Annotated in this window: 21 protein-coding genes; 15 read left to right on the top strand and 6 right to left on the bottom strand. The window is 73.4% G+C overall.

Annotated features, from left to right (window positions below; translation table 11 throughout):
* The first annotated feature begins 18 nt into the window (after window positions 1–18).
* The 10 genes from paaB (at window position 19) to ASD19_RS08235 (ending at window position 9,210) form a co-directional block, all read left to right on the top strand.
* Window positions 19–324: a 1,2-phenylacetyl-CoA epoxidase subunit PaaB gene (gene paaB, locus ASD19_RS08280; protein WP_055991064.1), complete on the top strand. Its 306-nt coding sequence runs from the start codon at window positions 19–21 to the stop codon at window positions 322–324.
* Window positions 321–1,175 (top strand): 1,2-phenylacetyl-CoA epoxidase subunit PaaC, encoded by an 855-nt coding sequence (paaC, locus tag ASD19_RS08275; protein ID WP_082543096.1) that lies wholly within the window; start codon window positions 321–323, stop codon window positions 1,173–1,175. Before paaB ends, paaC begins: the two co-directional genes overlap by 4 nt.
* Window positions 1,176–1,195: 20 nt before the next feature.
* On the top strand, window positions 1,196–1,720 hold the full coding sequence (paaD, locus tag ASD19_RS08270) for a 1,2-phenylacetyl-CoA epoxidase subunit PaaD (protein ID WP_055991455.1): 525 nt from the start codon (window positions 1,196–1,198) through the stop codon (window positions 1,718–1,720).
* Window positions 1,720–2,832, top strand: a complete 1,113-nt coding sequence (paaE, locus tag ASD19_RS08265) for a 1,2-phenylacetyl-CoA epoxidase subunit PaaE (protein WP_055991061.1) — start codon at window positions 1,720–1,722, stop codon at window positions 2,830–2,832. The genes paaD and paaE overlap by 1 nt, the downstream gene beginning before the upstream one ends.
* Window positions 2,833–2,856: 24 nt before the next feature.
* Window positions 2,857–3,630: an enoyl-CoA hydratase/isomerase family protein gene (locus tag ASD19_RS08260; RefSeq protein ID WP_055991058.1), complete on the top strand. Its 774-nt coding sequence runs from the start codon at window positions 2,857–2,859 to the stop codon at window positions 3,628–3,630.
* An 11-nt stretch (window positions 3,631–3,641) separates the two neighbouring features.
* A complete protein-coding gene (locus ASD19_RS08255) occupies window positions 3,642–4,088 on the top strand; it encodes a PaaI family thioesterase (RefSeq protein WP_055991055.1) in 447 nt (148 codons plus the stop codon).
* A gap of 107 nt (window positions 4,089–4,195) precedes the next feature.
* On the top strand, window positions 4,196–5,824 hold the full coding sequence (locus ASD19_RS08250) for an ABC transporter substrate-binding protein (protein ID WP_055991052.1): 1,629 nt from the start codon (window positions 4,196–4,198) through the stop codon (window positions 5,822–5,824).
* The gene (locus ASD19_RS08245; RefSeq protein ID WP_082543095.1) at window positions 5,805–6,863 is read left to right on the top strand and encodes an ABC transporter permease; all 1,059 of its coding nucleotides are present in this window, start codon (window positions 5,805–5,807) and stop codon (window positions 6,861–6,863) included. Before ASD19_RS08250 ends, ASD19_RS08245 begins: the two co-directional genes overlap by 20 nt.
* A gap of 5 nt (window positions 6,864–6,868) precedes the next feature.
* Entirely contained in the window at window positions 6,869–7,699 is an 831-nt protein-coding gene (locus ASD19_RS08240) for an ABC transporter permease (protein WP_055991049.1), read from the top strand.
* Window positions 7,696–9,210 carry an ATP-binding cassette domain-containing protein gene (locus ASD19_RS08235; RefSeq protein WP_055991047.1) on the top strand — a complete coding sequence of 505 codons (1,515 nt, stop codon included), beginning with the start codon at window positions 7,696–7,698 and terminating at the stop codon, window positions 9,208–9,210. Before ASD19_RS08240 ends, ASD19_RS08235 begins: the two co-directional genes overlap by 4 nt.
* Before the next feature lie 3 nt (window positions 9,211–9,213).
* Here ASD19_RS08235 and ASD19_RS08230 read toward each other — a convergent pair whose 3' ends face one another.
* The 3 genes from ASD19_RS08230 to glgC form a co-directional block, all read right to left on the bottom strand.
* Window positions 9,214–9,714 (bottom strand): DUF2004 domain-containing protein, encoded by a 501-nt coding sequence (locus tag ASD19_RS08230; protein ID WP_055991043.1) that lies wholly within the window; start codon window positions 9,712–9,714, stop codon window positions 9,214–9,216.
* A gap of 107 nt (window positions 9,715–9,821) precedes the next feature.
* Window positions 9,822–10,703 (bottom strand): signal recognition particle-docking protein FtsY, encoded by an 882-nt coding sequence (gene ftsY / locus ASD19_RS08225; protein ID WP_055991040.1) that lies wholly within the window; start codon window positions 10,701–10,703, stop codon window positions 9,822–9,824.
* Window positions 10,704–10,733: 30 nt separating this feature from the next.
* Complete coding sequence (gene glgC, locus ASD19_RS08220; RefSeq protein WP_055991037.1) at window positions 10,734–11,981, bottom strand: glucose-1-phosphate adenylyltransferase; 1,248 nt, start codon at window positions 11,979–11,981, stop codon at window positions 10,734–10,736.
* 142 nt (window positions 11,982–12,123) lie between these two features.
* Between glgC and glgA the strand changes: the two genes are divergently transcribed.
* A complete protein-coding gene (gene glgA, locus ASD19_RS08215) occupies window positions 12,124–13,326 on the top strand; it encodes a glycogen synthase (protein ID WP_055991034.1) in 1,203 nt (400 codons plus the stop codon).
* 7 nt (window positions 13,327–13,333) lie between these two features.
* On the opposite strand, the gene ASD19_RS08210 is transcribed toward glgA, so the two are convergent.
* Both ASD19_RS08210 and smc read right to left on the bottom strand, forming a co-directional pair.
* Entirely contained in the window at window positions 13,334–14,479 is a 1,146-nt protein-coding gene (locus ASD19_RS08210) for a class I SAM-dependent methyltransferase (RefSeq protein ID WP_055991031.1), read from the bottom strand.
* Window positions 14,476–18,033, bottom strand: coding sequence for a chromosome segregation protein SMC (smc, locus tag ASD19_RS08205; protein ID WP_055991029.1), 3,558 nt, complete (start codon window positions 18,031–18,033; stop codon window positions 14,476–14,478). The genes ASD19_RS08210 and smc overlap by 4 nt, the downstream gene beginning before the upstream one ends.
* Before the next feature lie 548 nt (window positions 18,034–18,581).
* Between smc and ASD19_RS08200 the strand changes: the two genes are divergently transcribed.
* The 4 genes from ASD19_RS08200 (at window position 18,582) to cofD (ending at window position 22,133) form a co-directional block, all read left to right on the top strand.
* Window positions 18,582–18,920, top strand: coding sequence for a hypothetical protein (locus ASD19_RS08200; RefSeq protein WP_055991025.1), 339 nt, complete (start codon window positions 18,582–18,584; stop codon window positions 18,918–18,920).
* Window positions 18,921–18,991: 71 nt separating this feature from the next.
* Window positions 18,992–20,089, top strand: a complete 1,098-nt coding sequence (locus tag ASD19_RS08195) for a GNAT family N-acetyltransferase (RefSeq protein ID WP_055991022.1) — start codon at window positions 18,992–18,994, stop codon at window positions 20,087–20,089.
* Entirely contained in the window at window positions 20,089–21,129 is a 1,041-nt protein-coding gene (locus ASD19_RS08190) for a GNAT family N-acetyltransferase (protein WP_055991019.1), read from the top strand. The genes ASD19_RS08195 and ASD19_RS08190 overlap by 1 nt, the downstream gene beginning before the upstream one ends.
* Window positions 21,130–21,164: 35 nt before the next feature.
* Window positions 21,165–22,133 (top strand): 2-phospho-L-lactate transferase, encoded by a 969-nt coding sequence (gene cofD / locus ASD19_RS08185; RefSeq protein WP_055991016.1) that lies wholly within the window; start codon window positions 21,165–21,167, stop codon window positions 22,131–22,133.
* A 6-nt stretch (window positions 22,134–22,139) separates the two neighbouring features.
* Here the strand turns inward: cofD and ASD19_RS08180 are convergent, their stop codons facing one another.
* A complete protein-coding gene (locus tag ASD19_RS08180) occupies window positions 22,140–22,799 on the bottom strand; it encodes a SatD family protein (RefSeq protein ID WP_055991013.1) in 660 nt (219 codons plus the stop codon).
* Between the last annotated feature and the right edge of the window lie 17 nt (window positions 22,800–22,816).

Here is a 22,816-nt window from a genome sequence, read left to right as displayed (position 1 = left end):
CGCTACGAGGAGACGACGATGTCCACCCCCGGTGACTCCCCCGCCGAGACCTGGCCCCTCTGGGAGGTCTTCGTCCGCGCGAACCGCGGCCTGAGCCACGTGCACGTCGGGTCGCTGCACGCGCCCGACGAGCAGATGGCGCTGCGCAACGCGCGCGACCTGTACACCCGGCGCGGCGAGGGCGTGTCGATCTGGGTCGTCCCCGCCGCCGCCATCACGACCAGCGACCCCGACGCGAAGGGCGCCTTCTTCGAGTCGCCCGCGGGCAAGAACTACCGGCACGCGGTGTACTACACGCGCGCCGAGGGGGTGAAGCACCTGTGACCGCCGAGGCGCCCGTCGACCACGGGCACGACGGGGAGTTCGACCACCACGGCGACGTGGCGGTCGACGCCCTGGACCTCGCCGACGAGCTCCCCGGGGCCGGCGGGATCGCGTCGCCCGACGTGGCCGAGTACGCCCTGCGGCTCGGCGACGACGCGCTCATCCTGTCCCAGCAGCTCGGGTGGTGGATCTCGCGCGCGCCGGAGCTGGAGGAGGACCTCGCGCTGGGCAACATCGGGCTGGATCTGCTCGGGCACGCCCGCGCCCTGCTCCGCTACGCCGGGACCGCGTCGGGCCGCACCGAGGACGACCTCGCGTACTGGCGCGACGAGCACGAGTTCCGCTGCTGCTGGCTCGTGCAGCAGCCCAACGGCGACTTCGCCGACACGATCGCGCGGCAGCTGCTGTTCTCGACCTATCAGGTCGAGCTCTACGACGCGCTCGAGCACAGCCCCGATCCCGGCCTGCAGGCGATCGCGGCCAAGGCGGCCCGAGAGGTCGCGTATCACCGGGACCACGCGGTGCAGTGGACGCTGCGCCTGGCTGGGGGCACGGAGGAGTCGCGGCGCCGGATCGTCCGCGCGCTCGGCGACATCTGGGCGTACGCGGACGAGCCGTTCCAGGACGACGAGCTGATCGACCGCCTCGGCGACGTCGTGCCGCGGCCGTCGACGCTGCGCGCCGGCTTCGACGCCGCGATCGACGCCGTCTTCGCGGAGGCGGAGCTCGAGCGTCCGGCCGCCAAGCCCGCGATGGCGCGCGGCCGCTCCGGCTCCCACACGTCGTACCTGGGCTACATCCTCGCCGAGATGCAGTGGCTCGCGCGGCGTCATCCCGGGGCGAAGTGGTGAACGGCGAAGTGGTGAGCGCCGTGGTCACGCAGTCCGACGCCACAGGCGTCCGCCCGGCCGACCCCGCGTCGGCGGCCGCCTGGGACATCGCCGCGAAGGTGGCCGACCCCGAGGTCCCGGTCCTCACGATCGAGGACCTCGGCGTGCTCCGCTCGGTGCACTCCGACGGGCATCGGGTGCAGGTCGTGCTCACGCCGACGTACTCCGGATGCCCCGCGATCGAGCAGATGCGCGACGACGTCATCCTGCAGCTCACGGCGGCGGGCTACGACCGCGTGGACGTCGCGTTCACGCTCTCGCCGGCCTGGACCACGGACTGGATGAGCGAGGCCGGCCGGGTCAAGCTGGAGCGCTACGGCATCGCCCCGCCCAACGGCCGCGCGCCCGTCCGCCGGGGCCCGCTGCCCGTGCCGGTCGCGGTCAAATGCCCGCGATGCCACTCCCTCCGCACGCGCGAGGTCTCCCGCTACGGCTCGACCTCCTGCAAGGCCCTGTACGAGTGCCTGGAGTGCCAGGAGCCGTTCGACTTCTTCAAGGTGCACTGATGCCCGCCACCGACATCGGCGCGAAGAAGCGCGCCACGTTCCACCGCCTGCGCGTCCAGGACGTGCGCCCGCTGACCGAGTCCGCGGTCGAGGTCACGTTCGCCGTGCCGCCGGAGCTCGAGGGCGAGTACCGCTACCTGCCCGGCCAGTACCTGGCGCTGCGCGCGACCATCGACGGGCACGAGGTGCGCCGATCGTACTCGATCTGCCGCCCGCCGGCGCCCGGGCGCGTGTCGGTCGCGGTCAAGCGCGATGACCACGGCGTCTTCTCGCCGTGGGCCAACGAGCAGCTGCGGCCCGGCGACGAGCTCGACGTCATGAGCCCCCAGGGCACTTTCACGTCGAACCTCGCGGACCTCGAGGGCCGGCACGTCGTCGGCATCGCCGCCGGATCGGGCATCACGCCCGTGATCACGATGGCGCACCGCGTGCTCGAGGACAGCGCGACCGGGCGGTTCACGCTGCTCTACACGAACCGCTCGTCGCTCGACGTCATGTTCGTCGAGGAGCTCGCCGATCTGAAGGACCGCTTCCCCGACCGGCTGGCCCTGCACCACGTGCTCTCGCGCGAGCAGCGCACCGCTCCCCTGCTCTCCGGTCGCCTCGACGAGGCGAAGCTCCGGACGATCCTGGACGTGCTCATCCCCGTGCACACGGTCGACGAGTGGGCGCTGTGCGGGCCGTTCGAGCTCGTGCAGCTGTGCCGTGACCTGCTCGAGGAGCACGGCGTCGACCCGAAGCACATTCGGTACGAGCTCTTCACGACCGGCGAGCCGGGCCAGGCGCCGCCCGAGCGCGGACGCCCCGTGCAGGTGAGGGAGGGCGAGAAGACGTTCCGCATCGACTTCACACTCGACGGCACGTCGGCCTCGGTCGAGAGTCCCGTGAGCGCCAATGAGTCGATCCTCAACGCGGCGCTGCGCGTGCGGCCCGACGTCCCGTTCGCCTGCGCGGGCGGCGTGTGCGGCACGTGCCGGGCCCGCGTGCTCGACGGCAGCGTCACGATGCGCGAGAACTACGCGCTCGAGCCCGACGAGATCGAGCGCGGCTACGTGCTCACCTGTCAGTCCCACCCCACGTCCGACCGCGTCGTCGTCGACTACGACGTCTGACGGGCGCAGAACCGAGGAGTCCGGATGATCGACCTGACGATCGAGGGCGGCGTCGCCGAGGTCACGCTGAACGCGCCCGCGAAGCTCAACGCGCTGGGCCCCGAAGACCTCGACGCGCTCGGCGCCGCGCACGCCGAGGCCGAGGCGGCGGGCGTCCGGGCGCTCGTGCTGCGCGGCGAGGGCCGGGCGTTCTGCGCGGGCCGCGACATCGCGGGCGTCGATCCGCGCGAGGACGACGTGCTCGGCTACCTCGAGGGCCGGGTGGAGCCGGTGATGCGCCGCATCGCGGAGTTCCCGGCCCCGACGTTCGCGGTGGCGCACGGTGCGTGCCTCGGCGTCGGCCTGGGCCTGCTGATCGCGAGCGACGTCGTCTATGTCGCCGAGTCGGCGAAGATCGGCAGCCCGTTCGTCAACCTCGGCGCGACGCTCGACTCCGGCGGGCACGCGCTGTTCTTCGAGCGGCTCGGCTCGCACCGCACGCTCGACCTGATCTACACGGGTCGCCTCATGACGGGCGCGGAGGCTGTGGCGCTGGGGCTGTTCTCACAGGCGCTGCCCGACGACGACGTCCTGGCCGCGGCGCGCGCCGCCGCCGCGAAGGCCGCGGACGGGCCGACGCAGGCGTTCGTCGCATCCAAGCGGCTGATCGCCGCGCTGCGCGACGAGCGCGTGGGATTCTGGCGATCGATGACGGATGAGAACCGCGCGCAGGCTGCGCTGTGCGACACCGACGACTACCGGGAGGGCTTCGCGGCCTTCCAGCAGAAGCGCCGACCGGCATTCACGGGCCGGGCATGAGAGGAGCGGACATGACCGACGCCGACACCGGGACGACGACCGACGCCGCCGGCAACTTCGTGGCTCAGCAGGGCCCCGGCGAGCTGGCCGAGCGGATGGGCATCGAGTTCCTCGAGCTCACGGTCGAGCGCTCCGTGGCGCGCATGCCCGTGCTCGGCAACCGGCAGTCGGTCGGGTTCGTCCACGGCGGCGCGTACGTCGTGCTGGGCGAGTCGCTCGGATCGGTCGCGGCCAACCTGCACGCGGGCCCCGGCCGCCTCGCGGTCGGCGTCGACGTCAACGCGACGCACACCCGATCGGCGACGTCGGGCCACGTGCACGCGGTGTGCACGCCGCTGCACCTCGGGAGGACGGTCGCGGTTCACGAGATCGTGATCACCGACGACGAGGGCCGGCGCTGCTCGACCGTGCGCATCACGAACCACATCAAGGACATGCCCGCGCACGCGAGCGCGTGAGCCGGACCGCCGTCCTGCGGGCCGGAGCCCGCCCCTCCCCGCGGGACTATTCTTGGACGCGGTCCGGAATCCTCGGACCGCACAGCAGATCCCTCACGAAGGTCCCCATGCTCCGTCGCGCCCTGTCCCTGCTCGCCCTGTCGGCATCCGTCGCCCTGATCGCGACCGCCTGCTCCCCTGCCGGCCAGGAGGCGGCCGAGCCGGCGACGGGCGGCACGCTCGTGTACGCCACCGGCGACGCGGAGCCGACCTGCCTGGACCCGCACGTGGGCGGCAACTACCCCCAGGCTCTGATCAGCTCGCAGTACCTCGAGCCGCTCGTCGGCCGCACGGCCGACGGGGAGATCACGCCGTGGCTCGCCGAGGACTGGGAGGTGTCCGAGGACGGGCTGACCTGGGACCTCACGCTGCGCGAGGATGTGACCTTCACCGACGGCACGCCGTTCGACGCGGAGGCCGTCAAGGTCAACATCGAGCACCTGCAGGACCCCGAGACCGCGTCGTCGACCGGCTACCTCGCGGTGTCTAAGGTCGCCGAGGTCGAGGTCGTCGACGAGACCCACGCGCGCTTCCACCTCTCGGAGCCCGACTCCGCGCTGCTGGAGTCGCTGAGCATGCCGTGGACCGCCATCCAGTCGCCCGCCGGCATCGAGCGGGGCATGGAGGAGAACTGCGCCGCGCCCATCGGCACGGGCCCGTTCATCGTCGAGGAGTGGGTGCCCCAGCAGCAGATCACCCTGGTCCGCAACGACGACTACGCCTCGCCCGGCCCGCAGGGCGAGCACGAGGGGCCCGCCTACCTCGACGAGATCGTGTGGCGCTTCATCCCGGACGCCGCGACGCGCCAGGCCGCGCTCGCCTCGGGCGAGGTCCACGTGATCGACAACCCGCAGCCCGACGCGATCGTGTCGGCCGAGCAGGGGGACGAGATCGAGCACATCGACGCGCCGCGCCCCGGCTCGGTCAACCGCATCGAGCTCAACGCCGGCCAGACGCCGTTCGACGACGCCCGCGTGCGCGAGGCGTTCATCCGCGCGGCCGACCCGAACCCGGGCATCGAGTCGCTCTACCTCGGCACCGTCACGCGCTCGTACTCGCCGCTCGGCAGCACCGAGCCCATGGGCGTCTCGGACGAGTCGCTGTTCGGCACCGACCCGGATGCCGCGAACGCGCTGCTCGACGAGGCCGGGTGGACCGAGCGCGACGCGGACGGCACGCGCATGAAGGACGGGCAGCGCCTCACGGTGCGCTTCCCCGTGAGCACCAACCAGTCCGTCGCGGCCGAGCAGTCGCTGTTCGAGCAGATCCAGGCCAACACGGCCGCGGTCGGCTTCGACGTGCAGCTCTCCCCCGTCGACCTGTCCACCTGGTACGGCGCGCTCGGCGCGAACGAGTACGAGGCCGTGAGCGCGCCCTACACGCGCGTGGGTCCCGAGGTGCTCCGCGTGCTGTACCACTCGGACGGCATCGTGCCCGCGCCGTCCGGCTACTTCGCGAACCACGCCCAGCTGAGCGACCCCGAGCTCGACGCGCTGCTCGACCAGGCCTCGGCGACGCACGACGAGGCGGCCCGCGCCGACCTGTACGCGCAGGCGCAGCAGCGCATCCTGGAGAGCTTCACGATCCTGCCGCTGTACGACCAGCAGAACCACTTCCTCACGCGCGGCGTGACGGGCGTGACGACGCTCGGCACGGTCGCGACGCCGACCTTCGTCGATGCCCGACTCGTCGGCTGATCCCCTCCCCGCGCGACTGGCGCGCGGGCTCCCGGCCTGGCTGCGCTGGCTGCTGGGCCGGATCGGCTCCGCGCTGCTGGTGATCTGGGTCGTCGCGACCGCGGTGTTCTTCGCGCTGCGCGCCTCCGGCGACCCGCTCGAGGCGATCCTCGGCGGACCCGGCTCCCAGGCCGGGCCGGAGGCGGTCGCCCAGGCGCGCGCGGCGTACGGCCTCGACCATCCCCTGGTCGTGCAGTACCTCGCGCAGCTGTGGCGCGTCGCGACGTTCCAGCTCGGCGACTCGTATGCCCGCCGCCAGCCGGTCGCGGAGCTCATCGGCGCCCAGCTCCCGGGGACGCTGCTGCTCGCGGTCCTCGCGCTGCTGCTCGCGTGGGCGCTCGCGGTCGCCGGTTCGACGATCGCGGCGACCGCGGGCGCCGGATCGGGATGGCGGGGCCGGGCCGGTCGCGCCGCGGTGGGCGTGCTGCGGGGGCTCGAGCTGGTCGCGACCGTGATGCCGCAGTTCTGGCTCGGCGCGGTGCTCATCCTGGTGTTCGCGTCGTCGCTGCAGATTCTTCCCGCCACCAGCTCCGGCGCCGGCCCGGCCGGCCTGGTCCTCCCCGTCGTCACGCTCGCGATCCCGATCGCGGGCTTCCTGGCGCAGGTGTCCCGCGACGCTCTGCTGGAGGCCGACGCGTCGCCGTTCGCCGTCACCGCGCGGTCGCGCGGGGCGAGCGAGCCGCGCGTGCTGCTGCACCACACGCTGCGGCACGCGAGCCTTCCGGCCCTGTCCCTGTCGGGCTGGGCGTTCGGCCACCTGCTGAGCGGCGCGGTCGTGGTCGAGGCGCTGTTCGCGCGCCCCGGCCTCGGTCGCCTGCTGCTCGACGCCGCGATGTCGCGCGATGTGCCGCTCGTGATCGGGGCGGTCGTGGTGGTGGCGCTGCTCTACGTGGTCGTCGTAACGGTCGTCGACGCGGTCGAGCTCGTGGTGGATCCGCGGCTGCGCACGCCCCGTGCGCCGCACGCGATGCGCACGCCCGAGCTGGCGGTGGGATCGTGAGCGTCATGGCGGCCGATGCCGCGCGGATCCTCCGGCGCCTCGGTCCCGGCGGCGTCGTCGCGGCGCTCGGGCTCGCGGCCATCCTGCTCGCGGTCGTCGCGCCCGGCGTGCTCGCCCCCGGCGATCCGCTCGCGATCGCGCCCGCCGAGGCGTTCTCGCCGCCGTCGTGGACGCATCCGTTCGGCACCGACGAGTCCGGGCGCGACCTGTTCACGCGCGTGGTGCACGGCGCGGCCGCATCGGCCGGCATCGGCCTGGCCGCCACCGGGATCGGCATCGGCGCGGGCCTCGTGCTCGGCTTCGCGGGCGCCCTGGGCCCGCGCTGGCTGGATGCCGCCATCGCCCGCGTCGTCGAGGTCCTCTTCGCGCTCCCCACGCTCGTGATGGCGCTGCTCCTGGTCGCCGTCATCGGGCCCGGCACGCAGGCGTCCGTCATCGCGATCGGCGCCGCGACCGCGCCCGGGTACGCGCGCATCCTGCGGGCCCGCGTGCGGGGCGTGGTCCGCAGCGACTACGTCGCGTATGCGCGGCACGAGGGCGTCGGACCCGTCGCGGTGTTCGCGCGCCACATCGCCCCCAACACGCTGTGGCCGCTGGTCGCGACCGCGACGCTCGGCGTCGGCCAGGCGATCGTGTGGGTGTCGGCCCTCAGCTTCCTGGGGCTGGGCGCGCTGCCGCCCTCGCCGGAGTGGGGCGCCATGCTCAACGCGGGTCGCGTGTACATCGGCACGGCGTGGTGGATGACCGTGCTGCCCGGCCTCGCGATCGTCGCGACCGCGACCGTCCTGACCGTGCTGGGCCGCCGGGCGTCCGGCGCCGGATCGGCGGGCTCATGACGACTCCCCTGCTCAGCGTCCGCGGGCTGCGCGTGCGGCTCGGCGGAGCCGACGTGCTGCGCGGCGTCGACCTGGAGGTCGCGCCCGGCGAATGCCTCGCCGTCGTGGGCGAGTCCGGTGCGGGCAAGTCCGTGCTCGCCCGCACCCTGCTCGGCCTCACGCGCCGCGACGGCGCGGGCGTCGCCGCCGACGTGTTCGACATCGCGGGGCGCGATGCGCGCCGGCTGCCCGAGCGCGCGTGGCGCGCGCTGCGCGGCGCCGACGTGTCCCTCGTGCTGCAGGACGCCCTGCAGTCCCTGGACCCGCTGCGTACGATCGGCGCGGAGGTCGGCGAGACCCTCGCGGTCCGCGGCGTCCCGCGCGCCGAGCGGCGATCCCGCGTGCTGGACGCGCTCGATGCGGCCGGCCTCCCGCTCGGCGGCCCGGCGCGCGTGGAGTCCGATGCGCGCCTGCGGCAGCGCCCGGGCCAGCTGTCGGGCGGGATGCGCCAGCGCGCGCTGATCGCGTCGGCGGTGGTCGGCGGGGCGCGGCTGATCGTCGCCGACGAGCCGACCACGGCCCTGGACGCGACGACGGCCGTGCGCGTCCTCGGCCTGCTGGGCCGCCTGCGCGACGAGGGCACGGGACTGCTGCTCATCACGCACGACCTGTCCGCCGTCGCGCGCGTCGCCGACCGGATCGCGGTGATCGACGGCGGGCGCATCGTCGAGCACGGGTCCGCGGAACAGGTGCTCCACGCGCCCGCGCATCCCGCGACGCGCGCGCTGCTCGCGGCGGCCCCCACGGGCCCGAAGCCCACGGCGGCAGCACCCGGCGGACCCGTGATCGAGGCCACCGGACTGGTGCGCCGCTACCCGGGCCCGTCGGGAGCGTTCGCGGCGGTCGACGGCGTCGACGTGTCGGTGCGGCGCGGCGAGGTGCTCGGGGTGGTCGGAGAGTCGGGCTCGGGAAAGACCACGCTCGCCCGGCTGCTCACAGGTCTCGAGCGCCCCGACGCCGGCGAGGTGCACCGGGCGGAGGGCGCGCGGATGCGGCTCGTGCCGCAGGATCCGCTCGGCTCGTTCGATCCGCGGCACACGGTCGAGCGCATTCTGCGCCTCGCACGGCGCGGCGCCGCGCCCTCGCCCACCGCGCTGCTCGAGCGCGTCGGACTCGACCCCGCCGCGGTGCTGCGGCGCCGCCCGGCGAGCCTGTCGGGAGGCCAGCGCCAGCGCGTCGCGATCGCGCGCGCCCTCGCGGCGGACCCGGACGTGCTGGTCTGCGACGAGCCGGTGTCGGCGCTGGACGTCACGACGCAGTCGGGCATCCTCGACCTGCTGCTGGACCTGCAGCGGACGGAGGGCCTGGCGATCGTGTTCATCTCGCACGACCTCGCGGTCGTCCGGAGGGTGAGCGACCGCGTCGCGGTCATGCGGCACGGCGTCGTGGTCGAGGAGGGCGGCACCGAGTCCGTGTTCGGCGATCCGCAGCATGCGTTCACCCGCGACCTGGTGGCCGCCGCGCTCGGCTAGGCGTCAGTCGGCGCTGGTGACCGACAGCACGGAGCCGGCCGAGTCCAGGTTCACGAGAAGCACGTCGTCGGCCGCATCCGGGTCGAGCGCGTACTCGAGCACCGCGAACGGGTCGTCGCCGCCGTGCTCGTCGGCGAGGATCGTCATGCTCATCAGCTGCAGCGACCGGATGATGTCCACCGCGGGCTCGCCGCTGATGTCCACCAGGTAGTCCTCGAGCTCGTCGCCCAGGGTCTCCTGCTGCATCAGGATGTACTCGGTCACCTCGCTCGCGCGGTTGTCCACCTCCGCGAGCATCGCGACGCGGGCGCGGCGATCCAGCTCCTCCAGCGCCGACACCATGGCGGCCGCCGCGTCGAGGGCGGCCGGGGACACGTCGTCCTGGTCGGGCGCGGTCAGGTCGACCGTCACGTTCTGGTCGCCCAGATCGACGTTCTCCGACCAGAAGATCGAGCCGTCGGGACCGGACTCCAGAAGACCGAAGAAGTCGTGTTCGATCGCCATAGACCTATGTAAGCAGTCGCACCGCCGCGGCGGTAGGTTGCGCATCTCGAGCGTGTCCCCGCACCGCGGCGACGCGACCCCGCCGGCCGCCGCGACGCTCCGCGCCGTCAGTCGACGGCGCCCTCGACCAGCGACTGGACGAACACATGCGGGGTGAAACCGGTGAGATCGCCGATGCCCTCGCCCTGGCCGACGAGCTTGACCGGGATGCCCGTGCGCTCCTGGACGGCGAGGACGAAGCCGCCCTTGGCCGAGCCGTCGAGCTTCGAGATCACGAGGCCCGTGACGCCCGCGTGCTGCAGGAACGCCTCGGCCTGCATCACGCCGTTCTGACCCGTCGTGGCGTCCAGCACGAGCAGCACCTCGCTGATCGGCGCCTGCTTCTCGATCACCCGGCGGATCTTGGTGAGCTCGTCCATGAGCCCGCCCTTGGTGTGCAGGCGCCCGGCCGTGTCCACGAGCACGATCTCGGTGCCCGTGCGCTTGGCGTGGTCGATCGTCTGGAACGCGACGGACGCCGGATCCTGGCCCTCGCGCTCCGGGCGGACGATGGCGGCGCCCCCGCGCTCGGCCCACGTCGCCAGCTGGTCGACGGCGGCGGCGCGGAACGTGTCGGCGGCCCCGACCACGACCGAGCGCCCGTAGCGGCGCAGGAAGTGCGCGAACTTGCCGATCGTCGTGGTCTTGCCGACGCCGTTGACGCCCACCACGAGCACCACGGCGGGTCGCTCGGTGAGCTTCAGGGTCGTGTCGTACTTCGCGAAGCGCTCCTCGAGCGTCTCCTGGAGCATGCGGTTCAGGTCGCGCGGGTCCGTCGTGCGGTATCGCTCGACGTCCGCGCGCAGCTGCTCGACGACGCGCTCCGTGATGTCCGGGCCGAAGTCCGCCTGGATGAGGGCGGTCTCGAGCCCGTCCCAGGTGTCCTCGTCGATCGTCGGACGCACGAACACGCCGCGCAGGGCACGACCCAGGGACCACTTCTCCGCCATGGGTCCAGCCTATGCGGATGCGCGCGGGGCTCAGTCGCGCGTGACGCGCACGCCCTTGCCGACGACCGTGATGCCGCTGTCGGTGACCGTGAAGCCGCGCGAGCGGTCCAGCTCGGGGTCGACGCCCACGGTCGCCCCGGACTCCACGATCGCGCTCTTGTCGACGATCGCGCGGCGCACGGTGGCCCCGGCCGCGATGCGCGACTGCTCGAACACGATGGAGTCGCTCAGCATGGCCCCCGACTCGACGACCGTCCGCGCTCCCAGCACGCTGCGCTCGATGTGCGCGCCCGAGATCACGGATCCGAGCGACACGATCGAGTCGATGACCGTGCTGAGCGTGCCGCGCGCGTCGCGCGTGAACTTCGCGGGAGGCATGTTGTCCTGCCGGCTGAAGATCGGCCACTCGTCGTTGTACAGGTTGAACACCGGCAGCACCGAGATCAGGTCCTGGTGCGCGTCGAAGTACGAGTCGATCGTCCCCACGTCGCGCCAGTAGTACCGGTCGCGCGCCGTGCTGCCCGGCACGTCGTTGTGCTTCATGTCGTAGACCCCGGCCGCGCCGCGCTCCACGAAGTAGGGCACGATGTCGCCGCCCATGTCGTGCTTCGAGTCGGCGCGCTCGCCGTCCGCGAGCACCGCGTCCACCAGCGCATCCGCCGTGAAGACGTAGTTGCCCATCGATGCGAGGACCTCCCCGGGCGAGTCGGGAAGGCCCTGCGGGTGCTCGGGCTTCTCGAGGAACTCGCGGATGCTGTCCGGCTTCTCGGGGTCGACGTCGATCACGCCGAACTGGTTGGCGAGCGAGATCGGCTGCCGGATGGCCGCCACGGTGCACTCCGCGCCCGAGGCGATGTGCGCCTCGATCATCTGCTCGAAGTCCATGCGGTACACGTGGTCGGCGCCGACCACGACGATGTAGTCCGGCTTCTCGTCGTAGACGAGGTTGAGGCTCTGCAGGATCGCGTCGGCCGAGCCGAGGTACCAGCGCTTGCCGAGGCGCTGCTGCGCCGGCACCGACGTGACGTACGAGTTGAACAGACCGTTCAGGCGCCACAGCGTCGAGATGTGCCGGTCGAGGCTGTGGGACTTGTACTGGGTCAGCACGACGACCTGGCGCAGACCGGAGTTCATCAGGTTCGACAGCGCGAAGTCGATCAGGCGGTAGTGCCCACCGAACGGCACTGCCGGTTTCGCCCGGTCCAGCGTCAAGGGCATCAATCGCTTGCCCTCACCGCCTGCCAGGACGATACCGAGAACCTTCTTCGTCGCCGCCATGCGGTCACCTGCCCTTCGTCGGACCTCGAGCCCGACACTACTGTCGTATGCGCCCCCAGCGGGAGTGCGACTTAGCCGATCACTCGAAGGATCCGATTGTCATGGGGCGTCGCGGAGGGCCGCGACGCAGTACGGTGACTGCATGCGCGTCGATCTGCTCACCCGCGAGTACCCGCCGGAGATCTACGGAGGCGCGGGCGTCCACGTCGCCGAGCTCGCGAAGGCGCTGCGCCTGCCGCGGCCGGGCGTCGACCTGGAGGTCCTGGTGCGGTGCTTCGGCGCCGCCCGCGACGAGCCGGGCACGTTCGCGTACGGCATCCCGTCGGGACTCGCGTCGGCCAACGGCGCGCTCCAGACCATGGGCGTCGACCTCGAGATCGCCTCGGATGCGGCGGGCGCCGACCTGGTGCACTCGCACACCTGGTACGCGAACTTCGCGGGCCACGTCGCGAAGATGCTGCACGGCATCCCGCACATCGCCACGGCGCACAGCCTCGAGCCCCTGCGTCCGTGGAAGGCCGAGCAGCTCGGAGGCGGCTACCGCCTGTCGAGCTGGATCGAGCGGGACGCGCTGACGCAGGCGGACGCGGTCGTCGCCGTGAGCGAGGGCATGCGGCGCGACCTGCTGCGCGTCTACCCGGACCTCGAGCCGGACCGCGTCAAGGTCGTCTACAACGGCATCGACCTCAGCGCCTGGCAGCGCGTCGACGACCCCGACACGGTCCGTGCGCTGGGGGTCGACCCGGATCGCCCGTCCGTCGTGTTCGTCGGTCGCATCACGCGCCAGAAGGGCCTGCCGTACCTGCTGCGCGCGGCGCGCCTGCTGCCGCCCGAGGTGCAGCTGGTGCTGTGCGCCGGCGCCCCGGACACCCCCGAGATCATGGCGGAGGTCGAGGGCCTGGTCGCCGAGCTGCGCCAGGAGCGCTCCGGCGTCGTGTGGATCGACCGCCACCTGCCGCGCCCCGAGCTGTGCGCCCTGCTGAGCGCCGCGACGACGTTCGCGTGTCCCTCCGTGTACGAGCCGCTCGGCATCGTGAACCTCGAGGCCATGGCGTGCGGCGCCCCGGTCGTCGGGACCCGCACCGGCGGCATCCCCGAGGTCGTGGCCGACGGCGTCACGGGCACGATCGTGCCGATCGACCAGCTGGACGACGGCACCGGCACCCCGACCGACCCGGACCGCTTCGTCGCGGATCTCGCCGCGGCCCTGACCGACATGGTCTCGGACCCCGACCGCGCCCGCGCGCTGGGCGAGGCCGGCCGCGAGCGGGCCGAGCGCGAGTTCTCGTGGCTGTCGATCGCGGACCGCACCATCGAGCTCTACTCCGAGGTCCTCGGCCGCTGACGCGCGCTCAGTCCGCGCGACGCACGCTCGCGGTCACCGTGAACTTCGGGTTGCGGCCGGCCTGACGGGTCGGGCCGACGAGGCGCTCGAGGATCGGGCGGTAGCCGAGGTGCGAGTTGTACACGCACCAGAGCTCCCCGCCGGGGCGCAGCACGCGCGCCGCGTCGGCGAGCAGCCGCGGGGCGATCGCGTCGGTGACCGCGGCGCCGGAATGGAACGGCGGGTTGAGCAGGATGAGGTCGGCCGACGCACCGGGCTGCGATCCGAGCCCGTCGTCGCGCACGACGTCGACGCGGTCGGCGACGGCGTTCGCCGCTGCGGTGGCGCGGGCGGAAGCGACCGCGGCGGCGGACTGGTCCGTCGCGACGACCCGGATGCCGGGCCGCTCGCGCGCCAGCATGGTCGCCAGGACGCCGGTGCCGCACGCGAGGTCGATCGCCGAGGCCGCCTCCCGCATGTCCGGCAGGAACCGCAGCAGGAAGCGCGTGCCGATGTCGATCGACGTCCCGGCGAACGCGGCGCCGTGCGCGCAGACCGTGATGCGCGGATCGGAGTGCTCCTGACGCCGGGGCCATGACGGCTCCGTCGGGATCGGGCCCGACGCGTGCAGCACGCGCGACTTGCTCGCCGCCCGGCTGGCGGTCACCTCCTCGAAGTGGCGCGCGAGCACGTCGTTCATCGCGAGCGTCATGTGCTTGACGCGCCCGCCCGCGACGAGGCGGGCACCGGGCGCCGCGGACGCCGCGACGCCCTGGGCGATCTCGTCGAGCGCGTCCAGAGAGCGCGGCAGCTGCATGAGCACGGTCGCGGCTCCCTCCGCCAGCTCCGGGCCGAGGTCTTGCCAGGCGACCCGATCGAGCGGGAGCCCGAGCTCCTCGGCGTTGAGCCGCAGGGCCCGCTTCCCCGTGATCGCATCCTGATGCACGCGGATCCGGATGTCCGGCTGGGCGGCCAGCAGCGAGAGCGTGATCGCGCCGTATCGGTCGCCGATCACCATGACCTCGTCGCCGAGATCGCCCGCCTCGCTCAGGATGAGCCGGTCGCTCGCGTCGGCGGCCACGAGATCGTGCGCCTCGACGTCGGGGCGCCGGCGCAGGCGCGGCGCGAGCCGGTCGAACGCCTCGAGTCGATCGGGCGCGGGCGCGGCGCTCACGAGGCCGCGCGCTCGGAGATCCGCTGGCCGACGACGGCCGAGACGCCGTCCTGGCGCATCGAGACGCCGTACAGCGCGTCCGCGATCTCCATCGTGCGCTTCTGGTGCGTGATCACGATCAGCTGGCTGGACTCGCGCAGCTGCTCGAACACGCCCAGCAGGCGCCCGAGGTTGGCGTCGTCAAGCGCCGCCTCGACCTCGTCCAGGATGTAGAACGGGCTGGGCCGCGCCTTGAAGATCGCGGTGAGGAACGCCACAGCGGCGAGCGACCGCTCGCCTCCGGACAGCAGGGAGAGCCGCTCGATCTTCTTACCCACCGGCCGCACCGAGACCTCGATGCCCGTCGTGAGCATGTTCTCGGGGTCGGTGAGCGCGATGGATCCCGTGCCGCCGGGGAACAGGATCGGGAAGACCTCGGCGAAGGCCGTCTTGGTGTCCTCGAACGCGGCCTCGAAGATCACCTGCATGCGCTCGTCCAGGTCCGCGATGATCGTCATCAGGTCCTTGCGGGTCTGCAGGAGGTCGTCCAGCTGCTCCGTGAGGAACCTGTGGCGCTGCTCCAGCGCGGCGAACTCCTCGAGCGCGAGCGGGTTCACCCGCCCCAGCTGGGCGAGCTTGCGCTCCGCGTCGCGGAGGCGGCGCTCCTGCATGCTCCGGTCGTACGGCAGCGTGGCGGGCATGTCGTCCGCGGCATGTTCCGCGCTCTCGGCGTGCGCGTCGTCCGGGGTGCCGATGTCGGCAACATCGCGCGGAACCGGCTGGTCCGGACCGTATTCCGAAACCAGCACGTCCTCGTTCAGGCCGAGCTCGCTCGACACCCGCTCGAGCAGGCTCGTGACGTGCAGCTTCTTCTCGTGGATCTGGAGCTCGAGGCCGTGCACGCTCTCGGTCAGCCCGGTGAGGCGCTCGCGCAGGGCGGCCTCCTGGCCGCGCAGCTCGCGCAGCTCGCTCGATACCGCGCTGCGCGCGCTCTCGGCCTCGGCCAGCGCCAGGCGGGCCTCCGCGACCGACCGGTCCACGGAGTCCAGCAGGCGCGGCAGCTCGGCCGCGACGCCCTCCGCGATCTCGCGCTGGGCGCGGCGGATCACGGCACGGCGGGCCGCCTGAGCGGCCGCCTCGCGCTCCCGCTCGCGCTGGCGCTCCAGGCTCGCCGCGCGCGCCTCGGCGGCCCGGACGCGCTCGCGGAGCGTCTCGACCTCCAGGCGCGCGCGCATCTCCTCCTCGCGGGCCGCGTCGAGGGCGGCGAGATACCCGTCGCGCGCCGAGGCGTCGAGGATGGGGCGGGGCTTCTCGAGGGCCCGGTTGAGCTCGTCGGCGGCGGCCTTGGCCTTGGTCTCGGCGTCGGCGACCGCCCCCTGCGCCTGGGCGAGTCCCGCCTCGAGCCGCTCGCACTCCGCGACGGCCGACTCGTGGCGCACCGTGGCGCGGTTGAGCTTCTCGGCGTGCTGCGCGAGCTGCGCATCGTGCTCGCGCAGCGCCTGCAGCGCCTCCTTGCCGACGCGCCGTGCGGTCTGCAGGCGCTCGTTCGCCTCGCTGCGCTCGACGGTCAGGGCCTCGACCTGCACGCGGACCTCGTCAAGCCGCGCGGCGGCCGCGTCGCGCTCCGCCTGCAGCTCGAGCCGCGATCGCTCCCCCGTGCCCGCGCGCAGTGTCTGCGCCGTGCACACCTCGCCCGCACGGGTCACCACGACGAGCCGGCCGCCGACGTCCGCGCCCGCGGCGTCGAACGCGGCGCGGGCCGCTGCGAGGTCGTCCGCGATGGCCACGTGGTCCAGGATGCGCAGCACGCCCTCGGGCGCGCGCACGACGTCGCGCGCCCGGACGACGCCTGCGACCGACGGAAGCGCGGCGACGTCGACGTCCGCCTCGGCGATCACGATGTCGAGCACGCCGAACTCCGCGGCGCCCTCGGCGACGGCGTACGCCGCGGCGCGCGAGTCCACGAGCACGCCCTCGGCGAGGGGGCCGAGCACCGCCGCGACGGCGGCCTCGTAGCCCGCGTCGACGTGCACCGCGTCGCCCACGAGCCCGCGCACGCCCTCGCCTCCGCGCGCCACGAGCGCCGCCGCGCCGTTCTGGACGTCGAGCGCGCTCGACAGCGCCGCGACCTTCGCCGTCAGGGCGTCGGCCTCGCGCTCGGCCGTGCGGTGGGTCTCGCGGATCCGCTCCAGCTCGGCCTCGGCGTCGGCGGTCTCGCGCTGCGCGGCCTCGTACGCCGCCTGGTGCTCGGCGGCGGTGCCCTCGGACACCACGGCGGGGTCGATCTGCTCGAGCGCCTCGGCCGCCTCGATCCGGCGCTGATCGGCGGCGTCGAGCGCGTTCTGCTGACGCAGCACCGCGCCGCGGACGGCTGCCAGAGCCGACTGGGCCGCCTCCGCCGAGCCGCGCAGGGCGGTCAGCCGCATGTCGTGCTCCGACACGAGCGCGCTCTGCTCGGCGATGTCGGCGTCGAGCGCGTCGAGCTCGGCCCGCGCGCGCATCACGGCGCGCGCGGCCTCCTGGACGGCGTCCTGCGCATCGCCCAGACCGTCGGAGATCTGCGTGATCTCCGCACGCGCCTCGTCGATCGCGGCCTGCGTGACCGTGACGGCCACCGTGCTCGGGTCCTCGTCAGCGCCGAGCAGCGCCAGGCGCTGGTTGGCCAGCGTGTACAGGCCGCGCAGCCGCTCCTGCACCTGCTCGAGCGCGAACGCCACGCGCCGGGCCTCGTCGACCGCCTCGGCGTTCTGCTCGCGCTCGAGCTGGGCGATGCGGGCGCGCACGCCGTCGGCCTGCTCCTGCAGCACCAGGCGCTCGGTGTGGCGCTCCTGCTCGCTGCGCGCGTGGTCCGCGAGCGCGGCGCGCAGCTGAACGACCTCGTCGGCCAGCAGGCGCGCCTTGGCGTCGCGCACGATCGCCGCGATGGTCTGCGCCTCGCGCGCGATCTCGGCCTGCTTGCCGAGGGGCTTGAGCTGCCGGCGGATCTCCCCCGCCAGGTCGCTCAGGCGCGTCAGGTTCTGCTCCATCGCCTCGAGCTTGCGGAGGGTCTTCTCCTTGCGGCGGCGGTGCTTCAGGATGCCCGCGGCCTCCTCGATGAACCCGCGCCGGTCCTCGGGGGTCGCCTGCAGGACCGCGTCGAGGCGGCCCTGGCCGACGATCACGTGCATCTCGCGCCCCAGACCCGAATCGCTCAGGAGCTCCTGGACGTCGAGCAGGCGGCAGGACTCGCCGTTGATCGCGTACTCGCTCGAGCCGTTGCGGAACAGCGTGCGGCTGATCGTCACCTCGCTGTACTCGATCGGCAGGGCGCCGTCCGAGTTGTCGATCGTGAGCTGCACCTCGGCGCGGCCGAGCGGCCCGCGCGTCGCCGTGCCGGCGAAGATGACGTCCTCCATCTTGCCGCCGCGCAGGGTCTTGGCGCCCTGCTCGCCCATCACCCACGCGAGCGCGTCGACGACGTTGGACTTGCCGGATCCGTTGGGCCCCACGATCGCGGTCACACCCGGCTCGAGCGCGAACGTGGTGGGCTGCGCGAACGACTTGAAGCCCTTGAGCGTCACGCTCTTCAGGTGCATCCGCGGTCCTCTCGATTCCGGTGCCCGCACGGGGCCGCGATCCCTGGAAATCGCCGGGATTCACGCTACCGGACGGGCCTCGCCGCACCGCGCAGCGCGCACGCGGTTCGCATCGAATCTGAGAATCCGCTTGACGACGACGTCCGCGCCGCTATAGCGTCATTCTCCGCAAGCCCGCGAGATCGAGAGGAGGGCGTCATGTTCATGATCACTGCACCAGTGACCCGGTTCACCGGAAAGGCGTCCGGCCCCATCCGCGCGCTCGATGCGGCGCACCGCGCCGCGCGCATCCTCGGCTGACGTCCGCCGTCGCCCACCCCGGGCGACCCGGCCCCGCCTCCGGACCTCCGCCGCGCCTCCGCCGGTCGTCATGACCGCCCGCGCCGAATGGTCCCCGCGCCGACTCCGTCGGCTCCGCGCCTGACCCGGCCTCCGCGGTCCGCGCCTTCCGCGATCCCGCTTCTCCGCGAGGGTCGCCGCAATCCCCGTCCCCCGAGCCGTGGGGACGTCCATCCGCCCCTGTCCGGGGCGCTCCTGAGGAGAACACCATGTCGAACACGCTCATCACCGGTCGCCGCGACAACCGCCACGAGGCCGAGAGCCTCGCGGCGCGCACGTCGCATCCGCCGGGGCCTCCCCAACAGGCCGCGCAGGCGCTGCAGAACCGCTCTGCACGCACCGCGCTTCCCGACCGGGTGGCCATGTGGATCGGTCTCAAGCTGCTGCTGTGGGGCACCCGCCCCGAGCCGCGCGACGCCGAGACGATCGAACGCCGCGACCTGCGCGAGGCCCTCGCCGAGCGCGCGATCCGCGAACACCGCGCGGCCCTCGAACGGGCCCGCGCCGCCAGCGGCCTGATCGCCTACACCGGCCAGTTCGGCCGCTGACGAACCCCACCCCGGCCGGGCGGGGCGATCCCCCGCCCGGCCGAACCTCCATCCGGAAGGAAAGCTCCACCATGTCCCCCACGACGGGATCCCTTCTCGCCGGCCTGCGCATCGACGCGCTCCGGCTCCCCTCCTCGGTCGACGCCCCCGAGGCCGCCGACCTCCTCGCCGCGGCGCGCGTCATGACCGACGCCCTGCGGCACGACACCGGCACGACGCTGTTCGACGCCGAGCCCGCGGAGTGGCTCGCCGGCCTGCGCGCCACCCGGTACGTCGACCGCCGGGTCCGCCTGGCGCGGCTCGAGTACCGCGTGGTCGGCGTCCTCGAGCTCGACGTCCCGCTCGACGGCGAGCGCTCCGCGAACGCGGGCTTCCACGTCGCGCCCGACGCCCGCGGCGCGGGCATCGAGGACGCGCTGATCGAGGAGGCCGAGCGCCTCGCGCGCGACGCAGGCCGCTCGGTGCTGTACACCTGGAACCTCACCACGATCGACGTGCCGGGCGAACGCCTCCCGTCGCCGGCGGGCATCGGCTCCGTCCCGCTCGAGGCGGACAGCACGCGGCGTCTGCTTCGGCACGGGTACACGCTGGGTCAGGTCGAGCGCGTCAGCACGTTCGAGTTCGCGGCGTCGCTGACGCGTGCCGAGCGGATGCTCGAGACCGCGCTGGCCGCGGCCGGGCCCGAGTACCGCCCGGTGTGGTGGCCGTCGCCGGCCGCCGACGAGCTCGTGGACGGCTACGCCTACGCCGTGGGCAGGATGGCCACGGACGTGCCGAGCGGAGAGCTCGACTGGGAGCCCGAGGCCTGGGACGCGGAGCGCATCCGCTACCGCGAGCGGCTCCAGGCCGACGCCGGCCAGCTCATGGCGGTCGCGGCGGTCGTCCACGAGCCGACCGGCGCCGTCGCCGCGTTCAACGAGCTCGTGATTGGACGTGACCGCTCGCGCCCGACGCAGAACTACGGAACGCTCGTGCTGCCGGAGCACCGCGGGCACCGCCTCGGCACGATCGTGAAGTGCCTCGGCCTGATCCGCTGGCACGAGCTCGTGCCGACCTCGCCGCGGGTCATGACGTTCAACGCCGAGGAGAACAGGTTCATGCTCGACGTGAACGAGGCCGTCGGGTTCGCTCCCGCGGCCACGTCAGGCGAGTGGAAGAAGGAACTGTGATGGACATCCGGATCGAGTCGGTCGCCGTGCCCGAGACGCTCGACGCCCCGGAGGCGGCGGAGTTCGTCGCCCTCGCGGAGCTGTCGAACCAGGCGTGGCGACGCGAGTCCGGCACCGACCTGCACGACGACGATCCGCGGGAGCTGATCGTCCGGTGGCGCGAGACGCCGTACCGCGCGACGCGGGTGATCGCCGCGCGGGTGGACGGCGAGCCGGCCGGCATGGCCTACCTGGAGCTCGACAAGACCACCCAGGAGTCGGCCGAGATCGACGTGTCGCTCGCCGCGGAGCACGACGACGGTCCCGTCGCCGACGCGCTGTTCGCCGAGCTCGAGCGCATGGCGCGCGAGTCGGGCCGCCGCATCCTGCAGTCGTGGACCATCCACCGCGCGGAGCCCGTCGAGGACCGCGTGACCCCGCCGACGGGAGCCGGATGGATTCCCCTCGACGCCGGGTACCGGCGCATGATGCGCAACGGCTACGCGCTGGGGCAGGTCGAGCGCAACAGCGTGTTCGACCTGCAGGGCTCCTACGACGCGGTCGACCGGCTGCTCGAGCAGGCGCTCGCCAAGGCCGGACCGGACTACCGCGCGGTCTGGTGGTCGGGGGCCACCCCACCCGAGTACGCCGCCGGCTACGCCGCCGCGATCGCGCGGATGAGCTCCGACGTCCCCGTCGGCGAGCTGTCGGCCGAGCAGTCGGTCTGGGACACGGAGCGCGTGTTCGAGCGCGACGGGCGGTTCGCCGAGGCGGGGACGCTCATGGGCGTGACCCTGGTCATCCACGAGCCGACGGGCGAGGTCGCGGCGTTCAACGAGCTGCAGATCGGGCCGGATCGCACCCGCCCGACCTCCCAGTGGGGCACGCTCGTGATGCCGGAGCACCGCGGTCGCCGGCTCGGCGCGATCGTCAAGTGCGTCGGGCTGAGGCGCTGGCACGAGATCGTGCCCGAGGAGAACCGGTACATGCTCGACGTGAACGAGGCCGTGGGCTTCGTTCCGGCGTCGTACGCGGGCGCGTGGGAGAAGAAGCTCGCGTAGCTCCCGGCCGGCGCCGCCGCTGGTTGACTGGTGACATGAGATTCACCGTGATCGGCGGCGGCGTCGGCTGCGCCCGGTTCGTCAGGGGGCTGCGCGAGCACGTGCGGCGGACCGGCGGCGAGGACCGGATCGACGTGGTGGTCAACACCGCGGACGACTGGTGGGTGTCGGGGCTGCGGATCGCCCCCGACCACGACAGCCTGCTGTACGCGCTGGCCGGCGTGAACGACGCCGAGCGGGGCTGGGGCCGCGCGGGCGAGACCGAGCGCGTCTCGGCCGAGCTGGCGGCCTGGGGCACGGCGCCGGAGTGGTTCACGCTCGGCGACCTGGATCTCGGCACGCACATCGCGCGCACGGCGTGGCTGCGCGCGGGCCTCACGGTGTCGGAGGTCTACCGGCGGCTCGGTTCCCGGTGGGACCTCGGCGTGACGATGCATCCCGCGACCGACAGCGAGATCGACACCCACGTGATCCTGGCCGACGGCGACCCGATCCACTTCCAGGAGTGGTGGGTGCACCACCGCGCGGCCCTGCCCGCGACCGGCTTCGTGCAGCGCGGCATCGAGCGGGCCGTCCCCTCCGATGGCGCGCTGGAGGCGATCTCTGGGGCCGATGTCATCCTGATCGCGCCGTCGAACCCCGTCGTGTCGGTGGGCCCGGTGCTCGCCGTGCCGGAGATGCGCGAGGCGCTCGCGGTCGCGGATGCGCCGATCGTCGGGGTGTCGGGGATCATCTCGGGCGCCGTGGTGCGCGGGATGGCCGACGCGTGCCTGGCCACGATCGGCGTGGAGACCTCGGCCGAGGCCGTCGCCGAGCACTACGGCGCGAGGGCGTCGGGCGGGCTGCTCGACGGCTGGCTCGTCGACGAGGCGGATGCCGGCGCGGTCGAGCCGCTCGAGCGGATCGGCATCCGCACGCGCGCGGTGCCGCTGTGGATGCGCGACGCCGACACGTCGGCCCGCCTCGCGGGGGACGCCGTGGCGCTCGCGCTCGCGCCGCGCTGACCCGGGTCAGCCCTTCGGCGGGCCGCCCGCCTCGCCCAGCTCGGTTGCGCCGAGGCGCAGGGCCCGCACGAGCGGCTTGTTGATCGACTGCGACACCGCGGCCTGCGTGATCCCCTCGCGCGCCGCGATGTCCTTCTGCTGCTGTCCGCGCCAGCTCTCGAACGCCACGCGCCGGGCGCGCGGGCTCATGTCGGCCACGACCTGGTCGCGCAGCACCAGGTAGGCGTTGACCACGGCCTCCTGGGCGCGCGCCTCGGCCGGCTGGGTCTCATGCACCACGAAGCGCGAGCGCGTGCCGGGCAGCCGGCCGCGCTCGAGCGCCTCCGCGCGCTCGACGGCCTCGCGCGCGGCCCACCATCCGGGTCCGTCCTGGATCGCGTCGGCCAGCATCGACTCGACCGGCTTGATGTCGCCGAGGCCGAGCCCGAAGCGGCACGCGACGCCCTTGGGCAGGGCGAGCTGCAGGTACAGCGTCGCGACCAGGGCGTCCTCGACGGTGCCGTACACGGCCTGGAACTCGTCGGCGACCGTGGGCCACCAGCGCTGCACCGCGCGCGGGCGCGCCTCCTCGATCGCGAGAGCCGCGGACTCGATCTCGCGTTGCAGCACGTCGCGGTCGGGGGCCTCCCGCGAGGCCACGATGTCTGCGATGACGGCTACGACCATGCCTTCACCGTATCACT

Origin of the sequence: Microbacterium sp. Root53, from assembly GCF_001426925.1 — a bacterium.
In the GTDB taxonomy this organism is placed as follows: domain Bacteria; phylum Actinomycetota; class Actinomycetes; order Actinomycetales; family Microbacteriaceae; genus Microbacterium.
The sequence above is the reverse complement of the archived record's forward strand: the minus strand, read 5'-3'. Positions and strand labels throughout refer to the sequence as shown.

Bases quoted from the DNA above. Each gene is read 5' to 3' on its own strand.
- glgC (WP_055991037.1), bottom strand. From the start codon at position 11,981: ATGGCGGCGACGAAGAAGGTTCTCGGTATCGTCCTGGCAGGCGGTGAG.
- ASD19_RS08250 (WP_055991052.1), top strand. From the start codon at position 4,196: ATGCTCCGTCGCGCCCTGTCCCTGCTCGCCCTGTCGGCATCCGTCGCC.
- paaE (WP_055991061.1), top strand. From the start codon at position 1,720: ATGCCCGCCACCGACATCGGCGCGAAGAAGCGCGCCACGTTCCACCGC.
- ASD19_RS08190 (WP_055991019.1), top strand. From the start codon at position 20,089: ATGGACATCCGGATCGAGTCGGTCGCCGTGCCCGAGACGCTCGACGCC.
- ASD19_RS08240 (WP_055991049.1), top strand. From the start codon at position 6,869: ATGGCGGCCGATGCCGCGCGGATCCTCCGGCGCCTCGGTCCCGGCGGC.
- ASD19_RS08195 (WP_055991022.1), top strand. From the start codon at position 18,992: ATGTCCCCCACGACGGGATCCCTTCTCGCCGGCCTGCGCATCGACGCG.
- glgA (WP_055991034.1), top strand. From the start codon at position 12,124: ATGCGCGTCGATCTGCTCACCCGCGAGTACCCGCCGGAGATCTACGGA.
- ASD19_RS08245 (WP_082543095.1), top strand. From the start codon at position 5,805: ATGCCCGACTCGTCGGCTGATCCCCTCCCCGCGCGACTGGCGCGCGGG.
- ASD19_RS08230 (WP_055991043.1), bottom strand. From the start codon at position 9,714: ATGGCGATCGAACACGACTTCTTCGGTCTTCTGGAGTCCGGTCCCGAC.
- ASD19_RS08200 (WP_055991025.1), top strand. From the start codon at position 18,582: ATGTCGAACACGCTCATCACCGGTCGCCGCGACAACCGCCACGAGGCC.
- ftsY (WP_055991040.1), bottom strand. From the start codon at position 10,703: ATGGCGGAGAAGTGGTCCCTGGGTCGTGCCCTGCGCGGCGTGTTCGTG.
- cofD (WP_055991016.1), top strand. From the start codon at position 21,165: ATGAGATTCACCGTGATCGGCGGCGGCGTCGGCTGCGCCCGGTTCGTC.
- ASD19_RS08260 (WP_055991058.1), top strand. From the start codon at position 2,857: ATGATCGACCTGACGATCGAGGGCGGCGTCGCCGAGGTCACGCTGAAC.
- paaB (WP_055991064.1), top strand. From the start codon at position 19: ATGTCCACCCCCGGTGACTCCCCCGCCGAGACCTGGCCCCTCTGGGAG.
- ASD19_RS08255 (WP_055991055.1), top strand. From the start codon at position 3,642: ATGACCGACGCCGACACCGGGACGACGACCGACGCCGCCGGCAACTTC.
- ASD19_RS08235 (WP_055991047.1), top strand. From the start codon at position 7,696: ATGACGACTCCCCTGCTCAGCGTCCGCGGGCTGCGCGTGCGGCTCGGC.
- smc (WP_055991029.1), bottom strand. From the start codon at position 18,033: ATGCACCTGAAGAGCGTGACGCTCAAGGGCTTCAAGTCGTTCGCGCAG.
- ASD19_RS08180 (WP_055991013.1), bottom strand. From the start codon at position 22,799: ATGGTCGTAGCCGTCATCGCAGACATCGTGGCCTCGCGGGAGGCCCCC.